This window comes from Hymenobacter sublimis, assembly GCF_023101345.1.
Classification (GTDB): Bacteria; Bacteroidota; Bacteroidia; order Cytophagales; family Hymenobacteraceae; genus Hymenobacter; species Hymenobacter sublimis.
This window is the reverse complement of the sequence record NZ_CP095848.1, coordinates 1,263,034-1,279,641: the sequence shown is the minus strand read 5'-3', so window position 1 is coordinate 1,279,641 and position 16,608 is coordinate 1,263,034. Positions and strand designations below refer to the sequence as shown.

Below are 16,608 nucleotides of genomic sequence, written 5' to 3'. Positions count from 1 at the left end.
AAGCCACTAGCGGCAGACTCACGCCAGCTAGGAGGTTACTTATCTAACAATGTCTTTAGCCCCTTTACACTACTTTTTTACTACGCCTGCCCCGGAATCTTCACTCCGCGCTCCTTAGCTACCTGCTGGGCCAGTTCGTAGCCGGCATCGGCGTGGCGGAAGACGCCCATGCCGGGGTCGGTGGTGAGCACGCGGCGCAGGCGCTCGGCTTTTTCGGGAGTGCCGGTGGCTACTATCACCATGCCGGCGTGGGTGCTGTTGCCGATGCCCACGCCGCCGCCGTTGTGCAGGCTCACCCAGTCGGCGCCGGAGGCAGTGTTGGCCAGAGCGTTGAGCAGGGGCCAGTCGGCTACGGCGTCGGAGCCGTCCTGCATGCCTTCGGTTTCGCGGTTGGGCGAGGCCACGGAGCCGCAGTCGAGGTGGTCGCGGCCAATAACGATGGGAGCCGAGACTTCGCCGCGGGCTACTAGGTCGTTGATGACCAGACCGAACTGGGCCCGCTCGCCGTAGCCCAGCCAGCACACGCGGGCGGGCAGGCCGATACACGGGACCTTCGCCTGGGCCTTCTCAATCCAGCGGGCTAGCATTTTATTGTCAGGAAATGTTTCGAGCAGGGCGCGGTCGAGGCGCGCAATATCGGCTGGGTCGCCGGAAAGCGCTACCCAGCGGAACGGCCCTTTCCCTTCGCAGAACAAAGGCCGGATATATGCCGGCACGAAGCCGGGGTAGAGAAATTGGCCGTTCTCGTCGCGCACCTGCAGGCCGCCTTTTTCGGCTTGCCCGCGCAGGTTGTTGCCATAGTCAAGGGCCACCGCTCCGCCGGCCTGCAGGTCAATAATGGCCTGGCAATGCTTCACGATGGACTGTAGGGCTTGGCGCTTGAATTCCTCGGGGTTGCTCTGGCGCAGTTGCAATACGGCCTCAATGTTGCCCTCAGGAATGTAGTCCATTAGGTCGTGGGCTGAGGTCTGGTCCGTGACGATGTCGGCCCGGTAGCCGCGCGCCAGCAGCTCGGGTAGCACCGTGGCGGCATTGCCCGTCAGGCCGATGCTCCAACCTCGGCGCGCCTGCTTATACTGCTGGCACAGCTCCAGGGCGTGGTCCAGGTTGCGGGCTTGCTCGTCGAGGTAGCCCTCTTGTACCTTCTGCTTTACGCGGGCGTCGATGGGCTCGATGACCAGACACACGCCGTCGTTCATGGTCACGGCCAGTGGCTGGGCACCCGACATGCCGCCCAAACCAGCCGTGACGGTAATCGTGCCGGCCAGCGTACCACCAAAATGCCTGTCGGCTACGGCGGCGAAGGTTTCGTAGGTGCCCTGCAGGATGCCCTGGGTAGCGATATAAATCCAGGAGCCGGCCGTCATCTGCCCGTACATCATCAACCCCAACTTGTCTAGCTCGTCGAAGTACTCCTGGGTGCTCCAAGCGGGCACAATGTTGCTATTGGCAATGAGCACCCGCGGGGCATGCGCCCAAGTGCGAATCACGCCCACGGCCTTGCCCGACTGCACCAGCATGGTCTCGTCGGCCTCCAGGTTCTTGAGCGTGCTGACGATGGTCTGGTACTCCTTCCAGTTGCGGGCCGCGCGGCCGGCGCCCCCGTATACAATCAGCTCATCGTACACCAAGCTCACGGCCGGGTCGAGGTTGTTTTCGAGCATGCGTAGGGCCGCTTCGGCTTCCCAGGTTTTGCAGCGCAACGTGGTGCCGTGCTGGGCGCGCACGGTTTCCGTGGGCTTGTACTCGTAGTGCATTGGCCGGGTAACGGGCGTACCTACCTCGTCCGATTTGCTGGTGGCTTCGAGGTGGAGTTCGGGGGTAGGAAGGGCGGAGCGTGACATGGCGGGCGGCGAGTTGGGATGGTAGGAGGTTGGGCTGGGAAGATAAAGTTTTCCCAGGTGTTCCGGTTGCCACTCCCGCAACAGCAGCTCCCCTCCTACTGCCAGTCGCTGCCTGAGCCCGCGCCAACAGGCACGGTTGAGCCAGAACGAGCCGCAGTTGGCTTCATCCTACGGCGGCCGTAACTACCTACTGTTTTACAATAAGAGTAGCCGTGCTGCTCCTAACCAGAACTAGCAAAAAAAATTTTACGGAGCCTTGAGTGGCTGCTAGTGTTCAGTATTGCCTTACCCTCATTTTCAGGTTAGACACTGAACATGAACATCTTAGCTAAGAGTACTTTTCAGCACACGGTAGAGCCTGCAAGCTGAACAATATAAAATAAACAAGATTTTTTTAATCAATAAAAGGTTACCTGCATCCTGTTTGGAGTATAAAGCCCTGATTCCTTGCTAAGCACGCGGAATCAGCTCTGACATTCCACACTTTATCTACCAACACCATGAAAAAAGTACTGTTCTTAGCCCTGGCTGCGGCCTCTTTCTCTTTTGCTTCGTGCGGCGGTGGCAGCGGCTCTGAGAGCGGCGCTAGCGGCTCCGAGGGTGGTAGCGGCAGCGGCACTGGTACCGAAGCTACCGGCAGCGGTTCGGGCTCTATGGATGCTTCCGGCGAAGCTGGCATGAGCAGCGACACTAGCTCCATGGGCACGGGCTCCGGCGGCGGCGGCACTACCAGCAACGGTGACCAGAGCGCAGGTGGCACTACCGGTGCTAGCGGCTCCACTACGGGTGGTAGCACGGCCGGCGGCTCTACCGCAGGCGGCAGCACGTCCGGTGGCATGGGCACTACTGCCGGTGGTAGCACCGCTGGTGGCACTACGACGGGCGGTTCAACGGCTGGTGGTAGCACCGCTGGTGGTACTGGCTCCACCACGGGTGGCAGCACGGCTGGTGGCACCACTACGGGTCGCTAAGCTTGCGTAACCCCATTTCAAGAAGGCCCTTCAGCTAGCTGAAGGGCTTTTTTTGTGCCTGCTAACGAGCAGTTCCTGCAGAGGGCAGTTTGGATTATAGCTCGACACTACTAAAAAATCAAGATTCTTTATACTTCTGGTGGGTTACCTGGGCTGGCTGTTGGTATCAAGGGCCACCTTCACCTGTAGCGGGCTCGGCGCCATTCCGGCAACCTACCTGCTGCTCAACCTACCAATCTCATGAAAAAAGTATTGTTCCTTGCCTTGGCTGCTGCTTCCTTCACGTTTGCTTCCTGCGGTGGCGATGCCACGACGGCCAACGAAGGCGGCACCGGCGCCGATGACGCTTCGGCCACGGAGTCGCCCGCAACGGAGGCTGCCACTACTGCCCCCGCTGACTCCACCACGGACATGGGCGCTGGCGCCACAACCGAAGGCGGCGCTACCACGGCTGGTAGCACGGGCACCACCACTGGTGCTACCACGGCCCAGTAGTAATTTTCTGCGGTAGTGCAAAAAGAAGCCCCTCACTAGTTGAAGGGCTTTTTCTTGCGCTATTCGCAGAAAATTACCCAGTTGGACGGGCGCAAAGGGAGATTCACCAAATAAATAATCGGCATTCGTATACCTACCGCAGGATTCTCCGTATGTACCCGCGCTGGCTCACCCAGGCTGGCTTCCACCGCTTACGTTTTTGTATTATGCAGCGTTTTTCTACTCTTTTTCGCTTTTTTGCGCTCTTCTTGCTACTTGTGCTTGGAGCCGCTAACCGCCAGCACCCACTGGTTAATCTTTCCCTTTCGGAGGAAGTTTCGGCTTTCTTCCGCAGCGTAGCCTCTTCCAATAGCTAAGGCCCGCGCGTATCACCTCAAGGTATTGCCAAACGCCCTTCCGGCCGCCTCACGCACGCGGCCGGAAGGGCGTTTGGCTGCGTAAGACGGTCAGCTGACAGGCAAACAGATTCCTCATAATTCAGGCTTACGATGGGTAATTACGCGGTGGCTACCCATCTTGTGTAGTGACTTCTCTACCTTTGCCCGCTACCCCTGCCCCCGGCCCTAGGTGGCGGCTGGTACCTTCATCGACACTCCGTGAACCCGAATCGAATGGAAAACCCTACCTCCAACATCCCCGCCATGACCCTGCAGCTGGGTTCTTTCCAGGCGGCCGTCGACGCTAAACTTCAGGATTTTAACGCCCGCAACTTCACGGCTGGCTTCTGGCAGAAACAGGCCGACCTGTGGGTGCAAGATGCCGAGGCCCAGCAGAGCTTGCGCAGCTTTATGGGCTGGCTGCGCGTGGCCGAAACCATGCTGCCCCGCGTAGGCGAAATCGAGGAGTTTGCCCGCGAGATAAAGGACGCTGGCTTCCAGCATGTAGTAGTAATGGGCATGGGCGGTAGCACCATGACGCCCATCGTGTTCAAGCAGGCCTTCCAGCAGGGCCCCGAGGCTTTGCCTCTTTCGGTGCTCGACACCACTAACCCCGCCACCGTGCGCCAGATTGAGGAGTCGGTACCCCTGGCCCAGACGCTGTTCGTGGTAGCCAGCAAGTCGGGCACCACGGCCGAGCCTCTGGCTTTCGGCGACTATTTCTACGCCCGTCTGAAGGAGTTGAAGGGCGAGAAGGCCGGCGAAAACTTCGTGGCTATTACTGACCCCGGCTCCAAGTTTGTGACCCAGGCCACCGAGGAAGGCTACCGTCGCATCTTCCTGAATTTTGCCGAGGTGGGCGGCCGCTTTTCGGCCCTCTCCTACTTCGGGCTGGTGCCGGCTGCGCTGTACGGCATCGACATCAAAACCCTGCTAGAGCGCGCCATTGGCATGATGCGAGCTACCGGCGCCGAGGGCGACGTAGCGCAAAACCCTGGCCTGGAACTGGGGGTAGCCCTGGGTGTGCTGGCCCAGCAGGGCCGCGACAAGCTCACGCTGGTAGTGCCCGACAACCTCACCGACCTGGGCCTGTGGCTGGAGCAGCTCATTGCCGAAAGCACGGGCAAGGAAGGCAAAGGCATTCTGCCCCTAGCCGGCGACCCGCTCAATGGCCCTGAAGTGTACGGCCAGGACCGGGTATTCGTGTACGTGGGCTACGAAAACCAGCCCGACGAGGAAAACCGCCGCAAAGTGGCCGCGCTGGCGGCGGCAGGCCACCCGGTTATTACCATCCTCATGCAGGACGCGCTAGATTTGGGCCAAGAGTTCTTCCGCTGGGAAGTTGCCACGGCCGTGGCCAGCGCAGTGCTCGAAATCAACCCCTTCGACCAGCCCAACGTGCAGGCCGCCAAAACCGCTACCGACCAGCTGATGAAGGTGGTAGTGGAGCAGGGCGCCCTACCCCAGGAAACGGCCCCAGTACTCCAAGAAGGCGGCCTCGACTACTACGCCAGCGTGTCGGGGGGTAGTGCCGTAGAGGTACTGCGCAACTTCTTCGGCCAGAGTCAGCCCGGTAACTTCCTCTGCATTCAGGCTTACCTACAGGAGACGCCGGCTCTGAACCAGGAGTTGCAAGAGCTGCGCCGCGTGGTGCAGGAGCGTTTGCACATTGCTACGGCCTCGGGCTACGGCCCCCGCTTTCTGCACTCCACGGGCCAGTACCACAAAGGCGGCCCCGATACCGGTCTGTTCCTGCAGCTGACCACCGACCACGCCCAGGACCTACCCCTACCCGGCCGGCCCTATACCTTCGGCACCTTCCAGAATGCCCAGGCCGCCGGCGACCTGCGCGCCCTGCAAGATTACAACCGCCGGACCCTGCGCGTGCACCTGGGTTCCGCCGGGGAGGAGCAGGGCGTGGCTAGCTTATTGAAAGCTCTGCGCGAGGCACTGGCGTAAGCCGTGGTGCTTTCTGCTTCTTGAAAAAGCCCCGCCTGGTAAACCAGGCGGGGCTTTCTTATGGGTTTATTCAGAAAAAGCCGGCTGTCATTCCAAGCGGGGCGAGGAATTTGGGGTTACCTGCTACCTGGCTGACTCAGATTCCTCCTGCTCGGAATGACAAGGAAAAACGCTGTGCGTTACTGGCCTGGGCATTGGGCTCTGTGCGCTGCCCCGTCGGGGTGAGGCAGGGCAAATGTTCTGCCTACCATACCTAATTCAGATGAGGTTCGTACTGTATCTATCGTTTCACCTACTATTGAACTCATGGAAAAGGTCGCCGCTGGGGTTCACCAGCTTTCTATTCAGCGCTTTGTTAATGTATACTTTATAGAAACTGGCCACGCGGGTGCCTGGATCCTAGTTGATACCGGCCTACCGGGCTCAGAGAAGGCCATTATTGAGGCCGCCGATAAGATTTTCTACCCCGGCACGCATCCGGAGGCCATTATTCTTACCCACGGCCACATGGACCACTCGGGCTCCGCGCAGGCCCTGGCCGAGCACTGGAAGGTGCCGGTACTGGCGCACTCCCTGGAAATGCCCTTCCTGACGGCCCGCGCCGTGTACCCACCCGCCGACCCTACCGTGGCCGGTGGGGGCTCATTGGCTTTCGTGGCCCGGTTTTTCCCGCCCCAGTCCTTCCAGCTCAGCGACTACGTACAGCACCTGCCCGAAAACGACCTCGACCCGCCTTTCCTGCCCGACTGGCAAATTCTGCACGTACCGGGCCACGCCCCGGGCCAGATTGCCCTGTTCCGCGAAAAGGACCGGACCTTACTGGGGGCCGATGCCTTTGCCACGGCCAACCACGAGTCGGTGCCGGAGCTATTGCTGCAGTTGCCTAAAATCAGCGTAGCGGGGGCTCCGTTCAACTATAACTGGCAGCAGGTAGGAGAATCTATCCGCACGCTGGCGGCCTTGCGCCCCGAAGCCATCGGCTGCGGGCACGGCCCCGTGGTGAAGGGCCCCGCGGCCGCGGCCGGACTGCAAAAACTAGCCGATGAGTTTAAGATACCGGCCAAGGGCCGCTACGTGCAGGACCCCGCCCGCCTCGACGAAAACGGGGTGGCCTACCTGCCCCCGGCTCCCCACGACCCCATTCGTACGAAGTTTGCCATTGCCGCCGCGGGCCTGGGTGCTCTGGCCGGCGCGGCCCTCCTAATTAAGCGCTACCAGAAGCACAAGCAAAACGACTACCCCCAGAAGGAGTCGCCGCTGCCCAAGCGCCCCCGCACCGATGAAGTGGTGCGGTACCCGGAGCGCTACTAATGCATAAGTTCAAGCACTGCAAATCGGCCTCTCACATGCTACTGTGAGAGGCCGATTTGCTGTAGGGGTGTACACTTTTGGACTTTTGAATAGTAGAGGTTTTTGAGCAATATAAGAACGTCATGCAGGGCCGAAGGCGAAGTATCTCGCGTGCTGACGTTGTATGTTACTACCCAATAATTCGAGCGAGATGCTTCGCCTTGGGCTCTGCATGACGTTCTTTCTAACTAGGCAATGTTAACAATCAAGGTCTACAGACATCTTGCAGAACGTTAAGCTTCGCACGGCGTTCTTCGGATGCTTATTACGCCCCCTACTACTGGTAGGCTGCTCTGCTACATTACTTACCGGGCTCAGTTGCGGGTAGGGTCTCCGTGGTGCCAGGAGCCTGTCTGACGGTTACGTTGCCCGTAACGGTAGCGGCCCGCAATTGGGCCCCGCCCTTGCCCAGCGTCGCTACCAGGTTGTGGGGAAGCACACTTTTGCGCCTGGTGTTGAGTTCGGCCTGGACCCGCCCCTGTACCGTGCGGGCCATGATGGTAGCCGCGTACACGGCGGGCAGCTGCCAGGAAATACTGCCATTTGCCGTGCTTACATCAAGGCCCGGACCCTCCCAGGCCGCTCCGGTTAGGGTTAGGCTCAGGCTGCCTGCCGTGGTTTTACCGCGTACGTCGCCCCCTACCCCGCTGAAGCTGAGGTTGCCAGCGGTGCTTTCGCAGCGCAGGGTACCGCGCACGTTCTCCACCGCAAGGTGGCCGTTTATGGAGCGCAGAGTAAGATCAGTCTGGCTAGGTACCAACACCTCGTAGCTTACCTCCCAGCCATCCAAGGCCTCGTGGGGGCGGGCCGCACGCAGCGTATTGTTCTGGGTGCTGATGCGGACACTGGCAGCCAGAGCCTTAGCCGTGGCCTCACTGGCGGCGCGTCCTTGCACCCGGGCCCGCACCCGCACCGTGGGCCCGGCCCAGCTGCGCACCGTAACGGTCCCATTCAGGCGGGCATCTACCACCAGCGGAGTGCCGGTCGGCGGAGCAGGCAGCGTTAAGTCCCGGGTTTCACAGTACAGCTTCTGCAGGGCACTACCCGACGTGCGGCCGGTGCACGTTAGGGTAAAAGCCGGACCCGGCTCCGTTTTCGCTCGGGGTTTTGCGGGAGCTTTCTGGGCGGCCGCGGGCAGGGCAACCGCACTGGCTAATATGCAGGCAAACAAGTAGTTCATGACAGAATTAAAGCAGGCAGCTACCCGCCATCAGACAGGTAAGCATGCCAGAAAAACGACTGCGGGCTAGGCGCCCAAACTGGCGGCTACCCCCGTCAGGTAGGCCGTGAGGATGGTGGCGGCTAGGCGGGCCGTTTGGTTGTCCCGGTCGAAGATGGGGTTTAGCTCTACCAGTTCGAACAGCAATACTTCAGGCTCCTTGCCGGCCAGAAAAGCAGCTTCCGCGGCCTGGCGGGGCGTGAAGCCATCGGCACTGGGCGCCGAAACGCCGGGCGCGTACGCCTCAGCGCAACCGTCCATATCAACGCTTACAAAGGCCGGACCCAGCGCTGTAGCGCGGCGGAGCGCCCGCTGCATGTAGGTGGCCATGCCGTCGTGCTGCACGTGGGCCAGGGGCACAATGGTGGCCTGTTGCTGGTGCAGAAAGTCAATGTCTTCCCGGGTGTTCAGGTTGGAGTGCAGCCCGATTTCGGTGAACCGTTCCCCGGCCAGCACTTCCTCGCGCAAGAGCTTGCCGAAGGGCGTGCCGCTGCTCAGCACGCTGGGGCGGTCCTTCACGTCGGCGTGGGCATCTAGGTTGATGCCGCCCACTGAAGCGCCGGCGGTGGCGTCGCGCAGGCCTCGCACCGTGCTGTAGGAGCCGTCGTGGGAGCCGCCTAGCACCACTACCCGCGGGTACTGGTGAAGCAGGCGCGCCAGCTCGGCCCGGATGGTCTGGTGGTTGGCTTCGTGGTCGGGGGTAGCGCGCAAATCTAGGTTGCCGGCATCGGCGATGCGCAGGGCCTCCAGACTCACGTTGTGCTCCAGGTTGTAGGTTTTGTGGTAGCGGCGCAGCTCCCGCCGGATGGCCTCGGGGGCCTGAGCTGCCCCGGCCCGGCCCCCTTCCAGCACCGTCCCGAAGTCGAGGGGAATTCCAACCAGGCATACGTCGGCCTGGGGCAGGGCGGCGGCAGGCCGAATTAAGTCGCGGAGAAAGGTGGGCATGGGCCAAATGTAGAACCAAACCGGAGCTTCTTGCCCGGGCCGCCCCAGAATTCTTGCGGGCCTGTGGCAGTGCCGCCGGGGGCAGGTTCTGGCCGGGACGCGCTACCTTGCGTTATGCTCTATCGTTTGTTTTTGCTAGGGTGCCTGTTGCTGACCGCAGCCACTGGTATGGCCCAGCGCACCGCCTCCTCGGTTCCGCGCCTCGCGCCTTCGTTTTTTACTACCTACTCCTACCTCTCCTACACCATTCTCGACCGGGGAACCAGCCCCGTGCCCATGCCGGCCAAAGGGGTAGGCGGCACGCTCACGCTCCGCCCCGATGGGACCTTCCAGAAGCGGTTGACTCTGGCGGCCAACGGCGGCACCATGCGCTTCGACCAGGACGGGCGCTTCACCTTTGCCGCCGACCGCATCAGCTTTTCCTACACCGACAAAAAAGGCCAGCCCCGCACCGATCAGGGTCGGTTTCAGCTGCGCAACGGCCTGCTCACGCTCGTTATGGCGGGCTACCCCGAGGGTAACCAGAGCACCTACACACTCCGGCAGCAATAGAGGCCGCACGGCGGGGACATATAGGTGTCGAGCACGGCCAAAGGCTGCCGAGCCACGCTCACGTGCAACGGGGGCGGCTTTCACAGATCAACTCGAGGACAGAGTCCTTGCTAGGAAGCTGCGTTGCGCCCCGCCGGGCTTTCTGCTAACTTGCGGCCCCTTCGGCCCCACCCGCGCCGAAACCACCACTCACAAATTCACCATTTCATAAATTCACCATAGATGGGACGCGCGTTTGAATTCCGCAAAGGCCGCAAAATGAAGCGCTGGGACCGGATGTCCAAAGACTTTACCCGCATCGGCCGGGAAATCGTGATGGCCGTGAAAGAATCCGGCCCTAACCCCGATACCAACTCCCGCCTGCGCACGGCCATGCAGAACGCCAAAGGCGTGAACATGCCCAAAGACCGGGTGGAAGCGGCCATCAAACGGGCCTCCAGCAAGGAGGAAAAAGACTACCAGGAAGTGGTATATGAAGGCTACGCGCCCCACGGTGTGGCCGTCGTCATCGAAACCGCCACCGACAACCCGACCCGCACCGTGGCCAACGTGCGCATGTACTTCAACCGCGGTAACGGCGCCCTGGGCACGGCGGGCTCCTCTGACTACACCTTCACCCGCAAGGGCGTGTTCAAGCTGGCCGCCGAAGGCCTCGACCTCGACGAGCTGGAACTAGAGCTGATTGACGCCGGCGCCGAAGACGTGTACGCCGACCAGGAGGAGGACGAGCACGGCAACGTGAAAGACTACATCGTGGTAGAAACTGCCTTTACCGACTTCGGCCAGATGCAGAAGGCCCTGGAAGAAAAGGCCTTGAACGTGGTATCAGCCCAGCTGCAGCGCGTGCCCAACACCACCGTTCACCTCGAAGGCGAACAGCTCGATGAAGTAATGAACCTCATCGAGAAGTTCGAAGAGGACGACGACGTGCAGGCTGTGTACCACACGCTGGGGTAGGCAGTTTTAGGTGCCGCTTACGCCTTACATAGGGGCCGCTCCGTAGGGGCGGCCCCTATTTTTTGTAGTTAATTATCGTGCTGCTGTATGCTGTAGCATAGCTTCCGCTAATATTGCTCGACCTACCCTGTTTCTACCTGATGCCTTTCGGCTGCTTATGAAGAATATCCTTACCCTGGCCCTACTACTTTATTCTTTTGTCACAACAGCCCAACAAGCCGAACTCACTGCCTTACTCAAAAAAGAAAACGTAACTGGCATTCAGCTGATTTACTCCAAAAAGGGCGAGACCACGCAGTACAGCTTGGGGCTGCGCCAGGCCGGCACTACGCAGGCCATTGATGCCAACACTATCTTTCAGGCGGCTTCGCTGGGCAAAGTGGTGCTAGCCTACACGGCCCTGCGCCTGCACGACCAGGGCCGCCTCGACCTGGACAAGTCCCTGCTCAGCTACTACCCCTACCCACGCCTGCAAAACGAGCCCCGCGCCCAAAAAATCACGGCGCGGATGGTGCTAGGGCATACCACGGGCTTGCCTAACTGGGCGGGCTACCCACTGGCCGAGAGCTGGAAAACCTCGGCGCTTCACCTGCAGTTTGCGCCCGACAGCTGCTGGAGCTACTCCGGGGAGGGCTACGTATTCTTGCAGAAAACCCTGGAGCACCTGACCGGAAAATCGCTGGAGCAGTTGGCTCAACAAGAAGTTTTTGGTCCGTTGAAGATGCAGAACAGCAGCTTTATCTGGCAATCACGCTTTGACCAAAACGCCGCCTTCGGGCACGACAAGGCCGGGCAGCCTACTGATATCAAGCGGTTTGAGGAGCCCAACGGTGGTTTTAGTCTGCTTACCACGGCCCCCGACTACCACCGGTTTCTGCAGGCTATTGCGCGAGGAAAGGGCTTGCGGCCAGCCACGGCCAAGCTGCTTACCAACCCGGCCAACGACGCTAACCGCTGCACTACCCCCCTTACCCCCACCGACGCCCGCATTGCCTGGGCCTGCGGCGTGGGCTTAGCCGCTACCAGCCACGGCCCCGCCCAGTGGCACTGGGGCGACAATGGCGATTTTCGCGGCTTCTTCATGACCTTTCCCGACACCAAGGAAACCCTGCTTTTCCTGACCAATAGCGCCAACGGTCTGCGCCTCACCGACGATGTGCTGCGCTTGTTCGTAGGCCCCGGCCAGTACCAGGCCATGCAGTGGCTGAGTGAGGAAAAATAGCTGCTGACGAGGCCTGCGCATTCGGCCACTTCAGGACATTCCCACCCTTGCCACACTAGTGCCGTAAGTGGTCGAAGTAACCTTATCCGATCAGTTTCTGTCTACAGATTCTGGCCACTCCACTTCTCATCCTACCTTCCCATGCCCATTGCCTACAACACCCTGTTCCTGCTCGAAGCGGAGGACTTTTCTCTGGTAGAAATCAAAGCCCTGGACGTGCAGAGCGACGACCCGGCCCAGCTGTATTTCTGGTTTCGATTTGACAAAGCCAGCCACCACCTGGACAAACTGGAGTTTGTTTCCATGACTGAGAACGGGGCGGAGCAGCAGCGGGAGTTCCGGCAGGGGCGGCTGGCTTTCAACCGCAGCAGCGGTACTTACACCGCTGCCGATGCTACTGCCCCCGTGGAGCTGCAAGTGCAACCCACCGACTCTACGTCCGCGGAGCTAGACGAGGCCATCCAGCGCTACTTTGTGGCCGGATGATGGCCGGAGCAGTTACCGGTGGTTCTTTGGGGTAGGAAGCCGGGGTTCACTTACTTCCGCCGTATCTTTGTGGTCCGCCTGGCAGCTTTGCCGGGGCGGGCCATTTCTATTTTTGCCTTCAACACCCGTTGCCCATGCCTACTCGTCTCAACAAATACATCAGCGAAAGCGGCGTCTGCTCCCGCCGGGAGGCCGACCGCTTTATCGAGCAGGGCAACGTGTTGATCAACGGCAAGCGGGCCAACATCGGCGACCAGGTAACCAGCAAAGACCGGGTGTCGGTGAATGGAAACATCATTGAGCCACGGGCCGAGGAAGATGCCGTGTACATTGCCTACAATAAGCCGCCGGGCATTATTTCGACTACTGACACCGGCATCAAGGACAACATCATCCGGGCCATTAAGCACTCGGTGCGCATCTTCCCCATTGGCCGCCTCGACCGGGACTCCCAGGGCCTGATTCTGCTGACCAGCAACGGCGACATTGTCAATAAGATCCTGCGGGCCGGCAACAAACACGAGAAAGAATACATCGTGATGGTCGACAAGCCCATCAACGACTTGTTCATCGAGGGCATGGCCAACGGTGTCCCCATTGGGGGCACCATGACCCAGCCCTGCAAAGTAACCAAGGAAACGCCTTACATCTTCCGCATTGTGCTGGTGCAGGGCCTCAACCGCCAGATCCGGCGCATGTGCGAATACTTTGGCTACGAGGTAGTACAGCTGGAGCGCATTCGCGTGATGAACATTAACGTGAAAGGCTTGGGGGTAGGCGAATGGCGCGAGCTAAAGGAAAAGGAGCTGAAAGTGCTGATGGAGATGATTAAGGACTCCGACGGCACCGATGACGGCTCCACGCCCCGGCGGCGCAAGCGTCCCTCCTCCGCCGAGTTCTGGGCCGACCGCCCAGCGCGCAAAGGCACGGCTCCCAAGAGTTCCACGGATGCCCCGGGCCGTGCCAAACCCGCCGGTGCCTGGGTTGAGAAACCCACCGGCAAACGCGCGGCCGGTCGGCCGGCGCCGGCGCCCGCAGCTCCGGCCGAATGGCCCACTGGCCCGGGCCGCCCGGCGGGACCAGCCACCGGCGTACGACCTGATGGCCCCGGTTTTGGCAAAGCCAGCCGCCCAGCCGGCGCCCGCACCGGTGCGGGAGCTCGCCCGCGCGGTCTGGCCGCTGGCAAAGGTCCGAAAGGAACGGATGGCTCCCCGAAAGGCAAAACCAGCAGCCGCGGCACCCGCGGCGCCAGCCGGCCTGGCAAACGTTCCTAACCGAAAGCGCAATTTTACCAGAAAGGCGAAGCCGTTTCCTTGCAGAAAACGGCTTCGCCTTTGTAAGCAAAACTGCTGCGCCCAAGCGGCCTAGCGAGTCTCTGTAAAAGTCTGATTTTTGAGTTTTCACCACGTAAGCGCTGCTACTTGCTGATGCAAAACTGCTATAGATTACACGGGTTACACTTGCACATCAGGTTGTTTTAGGGTCAGATTTAGCGCTTTTTATGGAAAATACAGCTGGCGAGTATCAAGCGGGCAACACGGGTAGGCGGCTTAGGAGTAGGACCGGGCGAAAAGTCTGACGGGCGTGATAATTCGGCTGGCAGGCTGGCAGGCACCCACTACGTTTGGGCAGTCGGGCTTACCAAACCAACCTTATCCACCCGGCGCCTCCCGGAGATGAACACGAAACCTTCCAATGCCTTTATTGCCGCCTCTTGGGTAGCCCTGCTAACGGGATTATCGGCTTTCATGGTGGGACTTTGGAACGCGCAAATGCCGCTGAACGAGAAAGGCTACTACTTCACCGTGCTTATGTACGGGTTGTTTGCGGCCATTTCCCTGCAAAAATCAGTACGCGACCAGCTGGAAGGCATTCCCGTAACGGGCATCTACTACGGGCTGAGCTGGTTTTCCGTCCTGCTGACGCTGGTGCTGCTCACCGTAGGGCTGTGGAATGCAACCCTAGCCCTGAGCGAGAAAGGGTTCTACGCCATGTCGTTCGGGCTGAGCCTGTTCGCGGCCATTGCCGTGCAGAAAAACACCCGCGACGCCCGGGCCGGAGGGCCGACCCCGGAACCGGCTCCCAACCTCAGCTAGCGGCCGAGTGGTTGCGGGGCGGGGAAGTGCCAGTATCTTGGTGGGGCGGGCGCCCTTGCAAACCCGCTCTCACCCCATGGCTCCAACCGAAAAACAACAGATGCTGGCCGGCGAGCTGTACCAGGCCAACGACCCCGAGTTAACGGCTGAACGCCTGCGCGCCAAGCAGCTCTGCCACCGCTACAACCAGGAGCCAGTGCAGCTCAACAAGCAGGTGCTAGCCGAGCTGTTGGGCTACGAAACCGACGCGCACGTTGAAGCCCCTTTCCGCTGCGACTACGGCTACAACATTCGCCTGGGTCGGAATTTCTACGCCAACTACAACCTCACCATCCTCGACTGCGCCCCCGTCACCATCGGCGACAACGTGTTTATTGCGCCCAACGTCGTCCTGACGACGGCTGGGCACCCCGTGGAACCGGGGCCGCGGGTAGCCGGCTGGGAATTTGCTCGGCCCATTACCCTGGGCGACAATGTGTGGCTGGGGGCTGGCGTGCTCGTTATGCCCGGCGTAACCATTGGTGCGGGCACTACTATTGGGGCCGGCAGCGTCGTTACGCGGGACATTCCGGCCGGGGTAGTAGCCGTGGGCAACCCCTGCCGGGTGCTGCGGAGCATCTAACGGTTACGGTGCACCGCTGTTAGGTATACAAGACCAGTTGCTGAGGATTGGGTGCCTTTCTTTTACTACCTACCCTGGGGAAAGCCTGACTACATCACTGGAATAGTTAGCCGAGTAACAATTTATCCGATGCCGGCACTGCTCCTGCATCAGCCGCGCCACACCAAGCAGTAAGTAGCTGATTTACTGGACACATATACGGTTCAGCTAACTTACTCTGGAAGTTTTTCGCGGCGTTTCGCTCGGTATCGATTCCGCGTAGCAGAACAGTCGAGCTTACTTGGTATCACCTATCCTGTCGCAATAAGTGCAGAGGCTTCGGCAGAATGACAGCCGACTTCACCTTCCAGAATCGGCTTCTCATGTATCTTGCAGCCCGCGAGCTGGCTTTGGCTACTTCGCGGGCTACAGTAGTTCAGCCCCACCCCTACCTCAACTCACAAACGACTTCTTCCCGCCCCATGCTGATTCGTACCGACTGGACCCTTGACGAAGTAAAGGCCATTTATAACCAGCCCGTGCTGGAGCTGGTAACCCAGGCCGCGGCCATCCACGCCGAAACCCAGGCTACTGGCGAAGTGCAGGTCTGCACCCTGCTGAGCGTGAAAACCGGCGGCTGCCCCGAAGACTGCGCCTACTGCCCCCAGGCCGCCCGCTACCACACCGGCGTGCAGGCTCACAAGCTCCTACCCGATGCCGAGGTACTAGCCGCGGCCCAGCGCGCTAAAGACGGCGGGAGCACCCGCTTCTGCATGGGCGCCGCCTGGCGCGAGGTGCGCGACAACCGCGACTTCGACCGGGTACTGAACATGGTGACGGAGGTTAATAACATTGGGCTGGAAGTGTGCTGCACCCTGGGCATGCTGAACGAGTACCAAGCCGAGCGCCTCAAGGAAGCCGGCCTCTACGCCTACAACCACAACCTGGACACCAGCGCCGAGCACTACTCCGAAATTATTACTACCCGCACCTACGACGACCGGCTGAACACGCTGGAGCACGTGCGCAAGGCTGGTATTTCGGTGTGCTCGGGCGGCATTATTGGCCTGGGTGAAACCGACGAGGACCGGATTGCCATGCTGCACACCCTGGCTACCCTACCGGCCCACCCCGAGTCGGTGCCGGTGAATGCGCTGGTGCCCGTGGAAGGCACTCCCCTGGCTGCCCAGCCCCGCGTGAGCGTGTGGGAAATGCTGCGCATGATTGGCACGGCCCGCATTCTGATGCCGCGCACCATGGTCCGCCTCTCGGCCGGCCGCCAGGAAATGCCCGTCACGGAGCAGGCACTCTGCTTCTTGGCCGGCGCTAACTCCATCTTCTCGGGCGAGAAGCTGCTGACTACCCCCAACCCCGATTTCGACGCCGACAAGCAAATGTTTGCCCTGCTCGGCCTCAAGCCCCGCAAGTCGTTCAAAGACGTACCGGAAGGCGCCGTAGTGCTGGGCAAAGAAGTACCAGTAGGCGCGTAAGCACGTTGTTTCTTTCCTCAGCCAGCAGTGGTTCTTCATAGGGG

15 protein-coding genes are annotated in these 16,608 nt (G+C 60.6%); 12 read left to right on the top strand and 3 right to left on the bottom strand.

The window, feature by feature from the left end:
• Positions 1–80: 80 nt before the first annotated feature.
• Positions 81–1,844: a urocanate hydratase gene (hutU, locus tag MWH26_RS05390; protein WP_247976375.1), complete on the bottom strand. Its 1,764-nt coding sequence runs from the start codon at positions 1,842–1,844 to the stop codon at positions 81–83.
• A gap of 500 nt (positions 1,845–2,344) precedes the next feature.
• Between hutU and MWH26_RS05385 the strand changes: the two genes are divergently transcribed.
• The 4 genes from MWH26_RS05385 (at position 2,345) to MWH26_RS05370 (ending at position 6,957) form a co-directional block, all read left to right on the top strand.
• The gene (locus MWH26_RS05385) at positions 2,345–2,815 is read left to right on the top strand and encodes a hypothetical protein (RefSeq protein ID WP_244695614.1); all 471 of its coding nucleotides are present in this window, start codon (positions 2,345–2,347) and stop codon (positions 2,813–2,815) included.
• 240 nt (positions 2,816–3,055) lie between these two features.
• Positions 3,056–3,310: a hypothetical protein gene (locus MWH26_RS05380; protein ID WP_244695613.1), complete on the top strand. Its 255-nt coding sequence runs from the start codon at positions 3,056–3,058 to the stop codon at positions 3,308–3,310.
• Positions 3,311–3,906: 596 nt separating this feature from the next.
• A complete protein-coding gene (locus MWH26_RS05375) occupies positions 3,907–5,646 on the top strand; it encodes a phosphoglucose isomerase-related protein (RefSeq protein WP_247976374.1) in 1,740 nt (579 codons plus the stop codon).
• Between the two features lie 306 nt (positions 5,647–5,952).
• On the top strand, positions 5,953–6,957 hold the full coding sequence (locus tag MWH26_RS05370; RefSeq protein WP_247976373.1) for an MBL fold metallo-hydrolase: 1,005 nt from the start codon (positions 5,953–5,955) through the stop codon (positions 6,955–6,957).
• A gap of 340 nt (positions 6,958–7,297) precedes the next feature.
• Here MWH26_RS05370 and MWH26_RS05365 read toward each other — a convergent pair whose 3' ends face one another.
• Positions 7,298–8,176, bottom strand: a complete 879-nt coding sequence (locus MWH26_RS05365) for a DUF4097 family beta strand repeat-containing protein (protein ID WP_247976372.1) — start codon at positions 8,174–8,176, stop codon at positions 7,298–7,300.
• Between the two features lie 66 nt (positions 8,177–8,242).
• Complete coding sequence (locus MWH26_RS05360; RefSeq protein WP_247976371.1) at positions 8,243–9,160, bottom strand: arginase family protein; 918 nt, start codon at positions 9,158–9,160, stop codon at positions 8,243–8,245.
• A 114-nt stretch (positions 9,161–9,274) separates the two neighbouring features.
• Between MWH26_RS05360 and MWH26_RS05355 the strand changes: the two genes are divergently transcribed.
• The 8 genes from MWH26_RS05355 (at position 9,275) to bioB (ending at position 16,564) form a co-directional block, all read left to right on the top strand.
• The gene (locus MWH26_RS05355) at positions 9,275–9,712 is read left to right on the top strand and encodes a copper resistance protein NlpE (RefSeq protein WP_247976370.1); all 438 of its coding nucleotides are present in this window, start codon (positions 9,275–9,277) and stop codon (positions 9,710–9,712) included.
• Positions 9,713–9,934: 222 nt separating this feature from the next.
• Positions 9,935–10,669, top strand: coding sequence for a YebC/PmpR family DNA-binding transcriptional regulator (locus MWH26_RS05350; protein WP_244695604.1), 735 nt, complete (start codon positions 9,935–9,937; stop codon positions 10,667–10,669).
• 157 nt (positions 10,670–10,826) lie between these two features.
• Entirely contained in the window at positions 10,827–11,891 is a 1,065-nt protein-coding gene (locus MWH26_RS05345) for a serine hydrolase domain-containing protein (RefSeq protein WP_247976369.1), read from the top strand.
• A gap of 141 nt (positions 11,892–12,032) precedes the next feature.
• The gene (locus MWH26_RS05340; protein ID WP_247976368.1) at positions 12,033–12,377 is read left to right on the top strand and encodes a hypothetical protein; all 345 of its coding nucleotides are present in this window, start codon (positions 12,033–12,035) and stop codon (positions 12,375–12,377) included.
• 134 nt (positions 12,378–12,511) lie between these two features.
• Positions 12,512–13,651: a 23S rRNA pseudouridine(2604) synthase RluF gene (rluF, locus tag MWH26_RS20135; RefSeq protein ID WP_262921986.1), complete on the top strand. Its 1,140-nt coding sequence runs from the start codon at positions 12,512–12,514 to the stop codon at positions 13,649–13,651.
• Between the two features lie 402 nt (positions 13,652–14,053).
• Positions 14,054–14,473, top strand: a complete 420-nt coding sequence (gene yiaA, locus MWH26_RS05330) for an inner membrane protein YiaA (RefSeq protein ID WP_247976367.1) — start codon at positions 14,054–14,056, stop codon at positions 14,471–14,473.
• Between the two features lie 76 nt (positions 14,474–14,549).
• A complete protein-coding gene (locus MWH26_RS05325; RefSeq protein ID WP_247976366.1) occupies positions 14,550–15,095 on the top strand; it encodes a sugar O-acetyltransferase in 546 nt (181 codons plus the stop codon).
• Between the two features lie 461 nt (positions 15,096–15,556).
• Positions 15,557–16,564: a biotin synthase BioB gene (gene bioB / locus MWH26_RS05320; protein ID WP_244699057.1), complete on the top strand. Its 1,008-nt coding sequence runs from the start codon at positions 15,557–15,559 to the stop codon at positions 16,562–16,564.
• The last annotated feature ends 44 nt before the right edge of the window (positions 16,565–16,608 follow it).